Source organism: Paenibacillus sp. HWE-109 (genome assembly GCF_022163125.1).
Lineage (GTDB): Bacteria > Bacillota > Bacilli > Paenibacillales > NBRC-103111 > Paenibacillus_E.
In genome coordinates, this window is sequence record NZ_CP091881.1 from 1,362,071 (window position 1) to 1,374,533 (window position 12,463).

At 45.9% G+C, this 12,463-nt stretch carries 9 protein-coding genes; 6 read left to right on the forward strand and 3 right to left on the reverse strand.

All coding sequences use genetic code 11. From position 1 onward, the window contains the following. The first annotated feature begins 372 nt into the window (after positions 1-372). The 5 genes from LOZ80_RS05520 to LOZ80_RS05540 all read left to right on the forward strand — a co-directional run bounded on the left by LOZ80_RS05520 (position 373) and on the right by LOZ80_RS05540 (position 7,350). On the forward strand, positions 373-2,013 hold the full coding sequence (locus LOZ80_RS05520; protein WP_238170486.1) for a type 2 periplasmic-binding domain-containing protein: 1,641 nt from the start codon (positions 373-375) through the stop codon (positions 2,011-2,013). An 86-nt stretch (positions 2,014-2,099) separates the two neighbouring features. Further along, a complete protein-coding gene (locus tag LOZ80_RS05525) occupies positions 2,100-3,002 on the forward strand; it encodes an ABC transporter permease (RefSeq protein WP_238172904.1) in 903 nt (300 codons plus the stop codon). Between the two features lie 12 nt (positions 3,003-3,014). Beyond that, positions 3,015-3,887 carry a carbohydrate ABC transporter permease gene (locus LOZ80_RS05530; RefSeq protein ID WP_238170487.1) on the forward strand — a complete coding sequence of 291 codons (873 nt, stop codon included), beginning with the start codon at positions 3,015-3,017 and terminating at the stop codon, positions 3,885-3,887. A gap of 12 nt (positions 3,888-3,899) precedes the next feature. Next, the gene (locus tag LOZ80_RS05535) at positions 3,900-7,007 is read left to right on the forward strand and encodes a glycosyl hydrolase family 95 catalytic domain-containing protein (RefSeq protein ID WP_238170488.1); all 3,108 of its coding nucleotides are present in this window, start codon (positions 3,900-3,902) and stop codon (positions 7,005-7,007) included. A gap of 88 nt (positions 7,008-7,095) precedes the next feature. Further along, entirely contained in the window at positions 7,096-7,350 is a 255-nt protein-coding gene (locus LOZ80_RS05540) for a hypothetical protein (RefSeq protein WP_238170489.1), read from the forward strand. A 1,183-nt stretch (positions 7,351-8,533) separates the two neighbouring features. Here LOZ80_RS05540 and LOZ80_RS05545 read toward each other — a convergent pair. The 3 genes from LOZ80_RS05545 to LOZ80_RS05555 are packed head-to-tail and all read right to left on the reverse strand — an operon-like array spanning position 8,534 to position 11,415. Then, the gene (locus LOZ80_RS05545) at positions 8,534-9,319 is read right to left on the reverse strand and encodes an ABC transporter permease (protein WP_238170490.1); all 786 of its coding nucleotides are present in this window, start codon (positions 9,317-9,319) and stop codon (positions 8,534-8,536) included. A gap of 30 nt (positions 9,320-9,349) precedes the next feature. Beyond that, the gene (locus LOZ80_RS05550; protein ID WP_238170491.1) at positions 9,350-10,342 is read right to left on the reverse strand and encodes an Ldh family oxidoreductase; all 993 of its coding nucleotides are present in this window, start codon (positions 10,340-10,342) and stop codon (positions 9,350-9,352) included. A gap of 26 nt (positions 10,343-10,368) precedes the next feature. Beyond that, complete coding sequence (locus LOZ80_RS05555; protein WP_079410061.1) at positions 10,369-11,415, reverse strand: aliphatic sulfonate ABC transporter substrate-binding protein; 1,047 nt, start codon at positions 11,413-11,415, stop codon at positions 10,369-10,371. Between the two features lie 118 nt (positions 11,416-11,533). Here LOZ80_RS05555 and LOZ80_RS05560 point away from each other — a divergent pair, with 118 nt between their 5' ends. Beyond that, the gene (locus LOZ80_RS05560; protein ID WP_238170492.1) at positions 11,534-12,439 is read left to right on the forward strand and encodes a LysR family transcriptional regulator; all 906 of its coding nucleotides are present in this window, start codon (positions 11,534-11,536) and stop codon (positions 12,437-12,439) included. Positions 12,440-12,463 lie beyond the last annotated feature (24 nt).

Here is a 12,463-nt window from a genome sequence, read left to right on the forward strand (position 1 = left end):
CCGCTATTTTGCTGTTTCAAGGCAAATTCAGCGTTTTTCGTGAAAATAAGACCCTGTAGTTCCGCTAATACCCCAGCATCCCTGCTATTTGCCTATATAGCGTCCTGTAGTTCCCTTAACGGGTTTTGTCGCTACTAAGAGGCTGATTACTCGGGGCGGCGAAGCCGTTTTTCTTAATTCACTGCAGGTACTGACGATTTCTAATGTGGACTGATCATTTCTCTTCTAGCCCGGATTTCTTAGTAAAATACAACGAAAATGAGAACTAGGCAGTAGGCATGCCTGAGCAGGATAGGCATACTTGGAAACAGGTGCTGGATGACAGTCATCGGTGCCAAATTTGGGTTACTCATATAAAGGGAGGCAAGAAGAATGAAGAAAAGTTTAAAGCATGTAGGATCTGTTGTGTTGATATCTGTGCTGGCGGTATCGGTAGCCGCTTGCGGCGATAATACGGGAAGCAGTCATTCATCGGCATCGCCGCAGTCAGGCAATGATGCGCAGCCGCCGAAATTGACGAAATTAACGTATTGGGTATCGAATCACTCCGCAGCCTCATCTCAAATGAAAACATATGCTGAAATGGGCATGTACAAGGAACTAGAGAAAGCAACCGGTGTGAAGGTTGAATTCCAGCATCCTCCGCTCGAGGTTCCCCAAGCGCAGGAGCAATTCAACTTAATGATTGCGACCAACGAACTTCCGGATGTCATTGAAGCGAGTTGGGGAGCAACAAGCGGCGCGGTTATTCGATATCCCGGCGGCCCGGAGAAAGCTATTTTAGATAAGAAAATCATTAAGCTTAATGATCTCATCGATAAGTATGCACCAAACCTTACGAAGCTGCTTGCGGCACATCCAGACTGGAAAAAGCAAATTTCAACAGATGAAGGAAGCATCTATGCGTTCCCCTTCCTGCGCGGAGATGACAAGGTTAGGGTATTCTTTGGTCCATCCATTCGCCAGGATTGGTTAGATAAGCTTGGTTTGAAGATGCCGACAACGATCGACGAATGGTACACGGTATTGAAAGCTTTTAAAGATAAGGATCCAAATGGCAACGGCAAAGCGGATGAGATTCCTATTTATTTGGACAAAAATCTGTTTGCAACCGACGCGCCTTTCCTCGGAGCTTGGGGAATCAATTATAGCTTCTATCAAGATGGGGGCAAAGTGAAATACGGTCCGATTCAGCCTGAATACAAAGAATTCCTCGCAACCATGAATAAATGGTACAAGGAAGGCTTGCTGGATAAGGATTTCGCAGCGCCTAACGATAAATTATTCGATAACAAAATGACGACCGATCTCATCGGTGCAACGGCTTCATTCAATGGAGGAGGGATTGGCAAATTTGCTGGCCTTATGAAGGATAAGGAACCTAAATTCGATCTGGAAGCTGCCCCTTACCCTGTCTTGAAGGCTGGCGACAAAGCGATTTGGGGACAAAAGGATTTTGCTTTTAACGGTGTTGGAGCAGCGATCTCGGCCGTCAATAAAAACCCGATCGAAACGGTAAAATGGCTTGATTATGCGTATGGGGAAAAAGGCGACCTGCTGTTCAACTATGGGGTAGAAGGTGTTAGCTACAAAATGGAGAACGGTAAAGCGACCTTCCTGCCAGAAATCTTAAATCCTCCAGCAGGAACCAGCATCCAACAATCCATTGCCAAATATAATCGCGCAACATGGAGTGCTCCTTTTGTCCTAAGCGATAATTTCCAAATGCAATATCTTGCCTTGCCGCAGCAGAAGAAAGCTTTGGAAATCTGGTCGAAGCCAACGGCTGAGCGTAAAATCCCGCTTGTATCTCCGACGCAGGATGAAAGCAGCAAGTTCGCTTCCATTGTGACCGACATCCAGACCTATCAAGACGAGATGCTCTTGAAGTTTATCATGGGCGTGGAGCCGATCAGCAACTTTGATCAATATGTGAAAAAGATTCAAGGGATGGGAATCGACGAAGCGATTAAAATCCAGCAAGGAGCACTCGAGCGTTTCAATAAACGGTAAGAAGGAAGGCTAGGGACACCATGAGACAAACGATGAGGCAAACGACGAGGCAACAAACGACGAAAACCTATCGCAATCCGACTGTCATGGAAACCATACGTGCTGATATGAAACGGCATTGGTCCATTTATGTGATGGCTCTTCCCGTTATTGCGTACTACCTCATATTTCATTATGGACCGATGTACGGATTGCAAATTGCTTTTAAAGATTTCTCGCCAGCGAAAGGAATTCTGGGCAGTTCATGGGTCGGATTTAAACATTTCCAAAGTTTTTTTAATGGTATTTACTTCTGGCGACTAATCAAAAATACGATTTTGATCAACCTTTACGATCTGCTGTTCGGCTTCCCGGCTGCTATTATTCTGGCGCTGCTGCTTAACGAAATTCGCCAGGGCGTGTTTAAACGGGTCGTACAATCCATCTCCTATTTGCCGCATTTCATATCGATCGTGGTCGTGGCTGGGATGATGATTGATTTCTTAAGCCGTAATGGTCTCATTAATCAAATCCTGGGTACCTTTCATATCGAACCGATTGACTTTTTGCAAAAGGAAGGTTGGTTCCGTTTTCTATTCGTTTCGTCTGGCATATGGCAAGGAATCGGTTGGGGCTCGATTGTTTATTTGGCTGCGATGGCGACTATCGATCCGACGCTGTATGAGGCGGCTCGAATGGATGGCGCAAACCGCTGGAAGCAAACGCTGCATATTACGATTCCAGGCATTATGCCGACAATCGTTATCTTGTTTATCCTGCAAATGGGCAATATGCTGACGGTCGGCAGTGAAAAGGTGCTGCTGCTGTACAATCCGCTGACTTACGGAACAGCGGACGTTATTTCAACTTATGTTTATCGCAAAGGTGTATTAGAGGCAAGCTACAGTTTCACGGCAGCAGTTGGGCTATTCAACTCAGTGATCAGTTTTGTTCTGATCGTAGCGGCCAACAGCTTTGTCAAACGGATCAGCGAGAACAAATTGTGGTAAGGAGATTTGCACATGAAACTAACCAGTGGAGAGCGAGCATTTGGCTACTTTAATATGCTGTTGATGCTCGTGCTTTGCGCGGTCACCCTCTATCCGTTCTTGTACGTGGCACTCGCTTCGCTCAGTGATGCGACGTCATTGCTGCAGCATCGCGGTCTAATGCTCAGACCGGCAGGCATTGATCTCGGAGCCTACAAAGCCGTTTTCGAGAACCCGATGATCATGAAAGGGTATCAGAATACACTTGTCTACGTTGTGCTTGGCACAACAATCAACTTGTTCATGACAGCGATAGGTGCCTATGTATTGTCCAGACCGAATCTCTATTTTAAAAATATCATTATGTTCTTTATCGTCGTGACAATGGTGTTCCACGGAGGACTTATTCCGAGCTACCTGCTCGTGAATAATCTCGGTATGATGAATACCATGTGGGCAATCCTCATTCCAGGTGCGATCAATACGTTCAATATGATTATCATGCGTACTTCCTTTCAAGGGATCCCGGTCAGCTTAGAGGAATCAGCGAGGATCGATGGTGCAGGCGATTGGAAGATTCTATTTCGTATCGTCATTCCCCTATCTATGCCGGTTATGGCTGTCATGATTTTGTGGTATGCGGTAGGACACTGGAATTCCTACTTTAACGCGCTAGTCTACTTACGGAATCGTGAAGCCTATCCACTCCAGCTTGTGCTGCGTGAAATTCTGATCTCGAACAATACGGATTCGATGATGGCAGGCGGGGGCGACGACAAATATGCCATCGGAGAAACCATTAAGTATGCGGCGATTATGGTCTCGACGCTGCCCATCATTTGTCTGTATCCGTTCCTTCAGAAGTATTTTGTCCAAGGCGTATTGATTGGGGCTATTAAGGAATAAGGAGAGGTGCCTATGCGAGGCATTACATTCGAGAATGCTCCGAGCAGTTGGAACGAGGCTTTGCCGATCGGAAATGGACATTTTGGGGGCATGGCATATTTCGAGGATAACAAGCTGACGCTAGCGCTCAATCATTATGAAGTTTATTATCAGAAGCTTCATCGTTATAGCCAGAAGTATCGGAATGGGGAAGGGGAAAATTTCTCACTTCACTATGGACGAACGTTAGACGAGTTGAGAAAGCTGGCGGTAGAGCTTTATCGCAATTCCGAGCAAGACCCTATATTTCTATATGGCGACGCGTTATCCCCGAGCAGTATGTACAGGAAATATGGCAAATCTTCCGGCGGAGCCTCCCATTATCCGACTGGCCAAATTCAGCTTTTTCCTGCGAAGCAGCTCTCAGAACCAGATGATTATTCCCTAGAGCTGGATACTGAAAAAGCAATAGTTCAGCTGCGTGTGGCAAAAGGGACGGATCAGCTTGCCGTGAGCACGTTGATTGCCCAAGATGGCGATTATGTCGTTACGGAAATTAGCCAGACAAAGCCGTCGCTGCTGCAGGCAGTAGCGATGTCTGTTCCCGTAGGAAGATATGTGGACATGCAGGTGGCGTATCATCAAGTGGATGACACGACGTTTTATTACCAAGGAGCTTTCTATCCGGACGGTGAAGATAAGGAGCACTACGATCCGTTCTCGTTCATTGTGATGATGAGGATCATCGGAGCCAAAGGTAGCGTGGTCGCCGTTTCCAACGATTGCCTTCAAATTGCCCTTCAGGATACGGAAGCACATATGACGCTGCTTACAACCGTGGTGACAGAGGAGGAAACCAAGGAACTGCTTCATACGGCTCTGATGAGATTGAATAAGCCCGCCTCGCATGTCAATGACATGGTTGCGCATCATCAAGCCCATTGGAAAAGCTTCTGGTCTCGTTCCTCCATCACCTTGCCGAATGCAATGCTTGAAGAGCTTTGGTACATCAATTTATACGCAATCGCCTGTTGCAGCGGTCAAGGCGGCACAATGCGCGAGCAAGCGTGCGGATTGAACGGCTTGTGGGATATTAAACAGCCAACCAAGTGGGGCAGTATGTGGTACTGGGATGTTAATATTCAAGCTGCATTCTGGCCGCTCTATACGGCTAATCACCTTGAAACTGCGGAAATATTCAATGAGGGGCTGCTCTCCTACGTTCAGCTTGCTGAGCGAATGTCGAAGCAATTTCATGGTTTGGACGGCATCGCCGGGGATTATCCACATGCATTGTATGTGAGCATTTGGCCTTGGTGTGCGCAATTCCTTTGGGACTATTATCGCTACAGTATGGACCTTGATTTCTTACGGGAAAAGGCGTATCCGCTGTTTAAGCAGCTTGCAACATTTTTCGAAGGTTATCTGCAGGTGAACGCTGAAACAGGTCGATATGATGTATTTCCTGATATTTCACCGGAACAGGGGCCATTGACTCGAAACTCAACTTGCAGCCTTGGCTCTATTAAGTATTTGTTCCAGATAGCCATAGAAGCGGGCAAACGGCTTGGCGAAGCGGAGGCTGATCAACGCAAATGGATGCAAATCGTGAATAATTTGGCAGCATATCCAACCGCTATGTCCAAACGATACGGTGAAATCCTGCTGGATTCGGAATGGGCACCTGCCGGCTTGCATTTGCGGCATCCTTCGCTGCTTATGCCGATTTATCCGATTGGAGAAATCGATAAATATAGTGAACCCTTATGGAAGCAAAGGGCAGAGAATACGCTTCGTTATGCTGCGAATGAGACGGAATTCGGGATGTTTCAATTCGGCTGGCTTTCCTGTGCCGCCTCAAGACTGGGGAAGGGCAACACCGCGATTAGACTGTTGTATGAGCAAGGCATAGACCTATCGCTCAGATGCAATGGCTTGTTTGCGGAAGAAACGGAACGCTGGATGAACTACTGCAACATCACGAATGAACCGTTGTACCATCCATGCATGATGGAAGCTTCAGGAGAAATTGTCGCTGCCGTAAACGAAATGCTGCTGCAGAGCTATGATGGCGTGATCCATGTATTTCCGGCGCTGCCTTCAGGGGAATCTGAGCAGGAACGTTCGATTGGGCTGTACGAGCATGAGGTGAAGAACAAAGTAAAGACATATGAGAAATGGAGCGATTGCTCGTTTCAAGGCTTGCTGGCTGTAGGTGCTTTTGAGATTAGTGCTGAGTTGAAGAATGGCGGCACATCTTGGGTCTATATCCGAAGCAAGGCAGGTTCGAAGGCTGTAATTCGCAACCCGTTTCATTGCAGTCAAACCGTGTTAGTTGCCAAGAAAACCGGTCATTCCTGGAGCCAAGTGGATTATGAGCAGGAGAATGGATGTATGTCTTTTGATACGGAAATGAACGGGGAATACGCGATTTATCCGCATGCGGAATCGGTACTGCCGGCGATTTCTCAGTTCAAACCTAATCCCAAACCCGTGCAAAGGGCGCATCCACTTGTTCACGAAGCTCATACACATCGGCGCGTATTCCTTGGCAAAAACCAGGATACACAACATTTCAGGACACTCGACCATTTCACTTTCGACTATTATGCCGGTAATTCCCGTGAATCGAGGCTGGCTGTCTACCGGTTCGATTTTGGCTCTGATGCGTTATCGAAAAATTATGACAAAGTGCTGCCAAGACAGGTGCATACGGAAGGCGTCCTTGGTCAAACTTTTCGCCCAATAACACTCGAGACGTTGTTCAAACCGTATTCAGGCTTCGGATGGGAGCACGTGGAAGGTCTTGTTGCGGAGGACCGTGGAGAACCTGACGAGCTGCGCAGGGATTTTATCGGTGGAAAGCGGAATGCAACGTTAATGGTGGAACTGCCGAAGGGGAGGTACGATTTGCTTTTCGTTTCAGGAGATCAAGCGGAATCTTCCTACACAGCAGTTGAGATCGTAGGTCAGAGCGCTTGGAAACCTGAGGGAATGTTGAAGTCTGGCCTATTTGCAACGGAAATGCTGTCAGTAACGCAGAGGAAGGATGGATATGTACAAATACGATTCAGTACGTGCGAAGGCTCTCAGTGGCGAGTGAATGCGCTGATTATCAATAAAAACTATACGTATTTATAGGAAATTTCATGGAAAGGGGGTGAGTTATTTAGGTAGAGAACGAAGCAGGTGAAAGGATTTCAACAAATACAAACATGGAGGTAAGTGTATGCGTCTTGCAATTAGGGTGAAATGGACTAGATCTCTGGCTGTTCTGACATTCCTAACCATGCAAGTATCGGGTGGGTTACAGCCGGCCTCGGCAGCGACAGAGAAGTTTCCGATTTATGTCCAACAGGCAACAGTCCCAAGTCTCACTGCCGGAACTGCTGATATTGCCGGCTCTGCATTCGTCGGCAAGGATGGAGAATTTCATTGGATGGATTCGTTAGCCAACTACGAGCAGGCGGATAATAGGATCTAGTAGGGCTGCCGGCAAACCGGCAGCCTTTTCTCAACTAAAGGGGCAGAAGAGCATGGTTGTAGCTTGTTATAAAGTCATACGCAACTATAAATGTATTCAAAGCGTCTAATTATTTGGGATTATTTGTTAGTAAAGGGAAGGTGAGTGGTTTTATATGCTCATGGAAGAAGAGGTCATTGGATTTCTGAGAGTAGGCTTACTAGTTGTAATGATTCCTGTTGTAGTGTTAGTGATTAGATTAATGATTAAATTTAGGAAGCATGGTTATGGGTGGTTTTTAAGTCATTTACTATTGTTTACTTTTGGTGCATTAATATGGATAAGAATACTTGAAACTAGGGCTTTTTCAAGTTCGGTATTTAACTCTTTAACTATAGCCGTGATAGGTGTTATGTGGGCTATCAGTATGGTCTGTTTCGTTAAAGGTTTGTTGTCTTTAAGTTATTTGAAGAATGATATTCCTCCATGCAGGAGAGCAAAGAATCGTAAATGAATTAATCAAGAAAACGGGATTTGGCAGATCACAACCTATAGGAGTTCATCTTCTACAGAAGATCATTAAAAACAAGATAACTTAAATGAAAAAGAAATTCGTCCCAGTCAAGCTGTGTTATATCAAAATCAGGAAGATGTTCGAAATGGAAAAGTTGTCTATTGTTTTCTTTCCCAATATATACGTCTATCTCGCACCCTACCACTTACGCAGCACCTGGGGCCCACGACCATTGGATAAATCCACTGTTTTGCCCTAACAAGCAGCCAATTTCTAGGTTGGATTGGATAAATCCAATCAAATCTGTAAAAATGGCCTTCTTTCAGACGAAATCAGTCTTTTGAATGGATAAATCCAATGTATGCCCCATTTCCACCGTAACGAGGCTGAAAACACTGTATTTGTCCAATGGAGGAGCGGTGGCGCCACTACTAAAAAGCAGAGTTGTATTCGAATATATTTTATTAGAAACCGAATGTAGCAACATTTTCGTGAGAGGGTTTTCAAGAAGGTCAACCCCAACCCCAACTTCCACTGGAATAACTCCAGTGTTTTTGAGTTTGCGAAGGTGGAAATGCTGCTTTGACTGGAGATTATCCAGTGAAAGTCACCCACCCAGAAGCCAGAGAAAAGGCAGATCGCTCCCATAAGGAGCAACCTGCCTAATCTACAGCTGAAACTCTTGTTGGCTTACTTACTATCCACGCCATCATAATTATCTCTCCAGCGAAGCAGCTGGTCCTCGAGCTTGCGGACAAGGGAATCTGTCAGTTTGCCCACTAGAGCAAATATGACGATTCCGACGAAGACAACATCGGTTTGGGCGAATTGTCTCGCATCCGAGATCATGTAGCCTACGCCGGAGTTGGCTCCCATTAATTCTGCGACAATCAGGCTCAGCCAAGCCATACCGAGCGAAAGTCGCAGACCAAGCAAAATGTTGGGCATCGCGGAAGGCAAGATCAGCTTGGTAATCTGCTTGAAGCGGCTGAATTCGAGCACACGGGTAACCTCGAACAGCTTGGAATCAATGCCTCGTATACCTAGAAAGGTGTTCAGATAGAGAGGGAAAAAGGCACCTTTTGCAATTAATAAAACTTTCGAAAATTCGCCGAAGCCGAACCATAGAATGAATAGAGGCATGATAGCCAAATGAGGTACAGTTCTAATCATTTGTAAAGTAGGGTCCAAGGTGTACTCCGTTTTGCGGAAAAACCCTACAAGCAGCCCTGATAGCAGACCCAGACCGCCGCCAATGATAAAGCCTATAACCGCGCGATACATACTAACAGAGAGGTTATCGAATAAAACACCATCTCTCGTTAAGCCGATGAAGGCTTTGATAATTGCGATGGGAGTAGGAAGCAATTGGGGGGGCACCAAGCGGAGCGATCCGACCAATTGCCAGACGGTCAAAATGATGACTGGCAAAATGAGGCCATACATATATTTCTTATAATTCTCGCGAGTTTTCATAAGAAGGTCCTCTGAAGTAGTAGTCTGATGTTACTCATCTCGAAGTTGATTGTTAAGATACTCAATAACAGTTTGATGGACGGTAATAACGCCGGACGCCAGACTCTCACGGTAGCGCTGCTCGGAGGCTTGGCCTGGATAAGTGATGGACTTGTCTGGATCGAGTGTCGGGATGTTGTTAATCTCACTCAAAAATCCAGTGATTTGTTCCCGGAAAGATTCCACGGTGTGACCGAAGGCGGTAGGATCGATGAGCTGGATCAACGCGCCTCTGCTTTTACCGGGACCTTTGGAGCCAATAGGAACATTGACAAGTGCGCCGCTTAGCATTTCAAATGCCAACGCAAGTCCAAAGCCTTTGTAACCGCCAAAAGGAGACAGATATTTAACTTCAGCAGGGTTGGTTGTAGGCAACCCTTGTTGGTCGACACCCCAAGTGTCTGGGATGGATTCCTCATTGTATTTGGCTAAAGTCACATGACCCCAAGCACGCTCGGAAGTGGCCATATCCAGAACAAATAATGGATCCGTATGCGGGAAAGCTATACCAATTGGCGTGTTGTTCACGGCAGCTGCTGTTCCTCCCGGGGGAGTCATCACGCTTGTCCCGCCATAAGCGAATACGAGTGTGATCGCACCTTGCTCGGCGCCATATCTGGCAATTGTGCCTGAGCAATTAAAGCGGGTAATATCGGTTAGCCCAATCGTAATCATTTTACGGTCTGTTAGGAAGGGGATAGCCAGATCAATGGCTTCGCGAGCAACAATATGCCCAATGTCCCGATTGCCGATGATATGCATGTAAGCTCCATCGAAAGGACCAACTTGATAAGTGCCTTTGTCCTCGAAGGACTCGACAGCATTTCTGAAGAAGGTAATGCCATGAGAGGAGCGGCCACGTAGATGGGCTTCCAAATAATCCTCGGTTACGATTTCCGCTTCACGCTTCGTGGCTCCGTGTTTAAGGAGGACTTGTCTGCCAAGCTCTCTCAGCTCCTGAATAGGAAGAGTTACTGTATTCATGATGTAGGGTCACCCTGCCTTATGGATTATTTGTTGTTTTTGATATCTTCCAATGCTTGTTTAATGTAAGTGTTATCAACGACTTTGGATGGATCGACCAGTTTGTTGATCGCTTTTTCATTGAGCAGGAATTGAGCGAGTTCTTGCTGGCCTTTTACGAAATCATCAGAAACCGGCAGAGTCGCGAAGCTGACATTTTTGATGACAGATTTGACCACGTCTGCATTGAGTTTTGTACCTTCAGAGTAAATTTTCACAGCTTCATCGAAATTCTGATTTTGCCATTGCAAGGTTTTCTCCAGTACTTTTAAGTAGGCTGTAACTAGCTCGGGATGCTCTTCAGCGAATTTGGTACGGGCCACATGGAAGGCTGGGCTAATGTAGTTAATGTTAGAGCCGTCAGCAAGTACAGTCGCGCCGTCGTTGACCACGGAAGTAGACAGGTAAGGCTCTCCAATGGCCCAAGCATCAACGGAACCGCTGATGAAAGCCGCTTTCGCATCGTCGGCAGTAAGCTGAATAGTTTGAATATCTCCAGGCTTCAAGCCCGCTTTATCAATCAATCGGAATAACATATCGTAGCCGCTGGTTGCTTTGGCAACGGCAATTTTTTTGCCTTTTAATTGTTCCACGCTTTTAATTGCGCTGCCTTTTTGAACGAGCAAGGCATTGTTTTTGGACCCTGTGCTGCCAACGGCAATTTCTTTGAACGGGATGTCTGCCATTTGTGCAGTAATAACAGGCGTATTGCCCGTTACAGCCAAATCAAGGCGATTCGTAAGGATGGCATCAAATTGGGGCGGTCCGCCTTGCACCTCGAGCCAGTTCACTTTGGCGTTATGTTTGGCAAACTCCTCTTCAAACCATTTCTTTTGCTGTGCTAAAACTAGCGGAGCCACGGCGTGCTGAACACCGATGTTCACGACAACTTCTTTTTGCGAAGCCGGTGAACTTGAGCTAGGGCTTGGCGCAGTGCTGCTGGATGCAGTAGGGCTTGGCTTGCTGCCGCATGCGGACAAAACAAGTAATAAACTTAGTGTCAAAGCAGGAACGGCAATTTTTGATAATTTCATAAGGAATCTCCCTTTCTAATCTTGAAGTAGTTAAAGTTTACTATATCCGAGTAAACAAGTATATTAACTATGTGTTATAATGATATAACTTCAGGTTATGGCAAAAAGGGGTTTAGCTATGAATATTGAGCAATTAGAATATATTGTTAATATTGCAAGGACAGGGTCGATATCGACAACCGCTGAAATCATGCATGTATCTCAGGCAGGGATTAGTAAAGCCTTAGCGAGGCTGGAAAGAGAAATTGGCTTTGAGCTTTTTGAACGTACGCGAATAGGGACGATGCCTACGGACCGTGGGAGAATCATTATTGAGAAGGCAAATGAGGCGCTCCTGAAAATTCAAGATGTCAGGGATGCCGTGCTTATGCAGAATGACCACATCGATGGTGAGGTCCGCTTGTCTGTGAGCCCGAATTTCATGGCGGTATTACCGAAGTCTATTGTTTCCTTCAAAAATTACTATCCCTATGTTCGTTTAGAAATCACGGAGAAAGATTCCATTGATATTATCGAGGACATTAAGCAAAATAAAACGGACATGGGTTTGATTTATTTGAATCATGAGCCTAAAGTTACGGAAGATCTGTGGTTGACGAAGATGTTCGAATCGAGGGTAGTCGTATGCGTAAGCAAACATTCATGGCTCGCTTCCAAAAGCAGCGTTACCCGAAAAGATTTGATTACACAACCGTTTGTCAGTATAAACGGGAGCTTTTCAAAGCGTTACATGGAGCAATTCAAGGAGAAATATGGCCCGGTCAACATTATTTTCACATCCAACAATCAAGAGGTTCTGAAGCGAACGATCGCGGAGGGGGCAGCCATCGGTATTTTCATTGAATTTAGCATTAAAAAGGATCCGCTTATTACGAGTGGTGAAATTGTAGCCATTCCTCTGGTGAGCGATGAGAGCAATATCGTAACTTTTGGCTGCGCACGATCCAAGAAGCAGAACTTCCCAAGAACGCACCAAGTATTTTTGAAATATTTATTAACCGAAATTCATTCGCTCGAAAAATAAAAAAGATCCGCCTCAAGGGCGAAT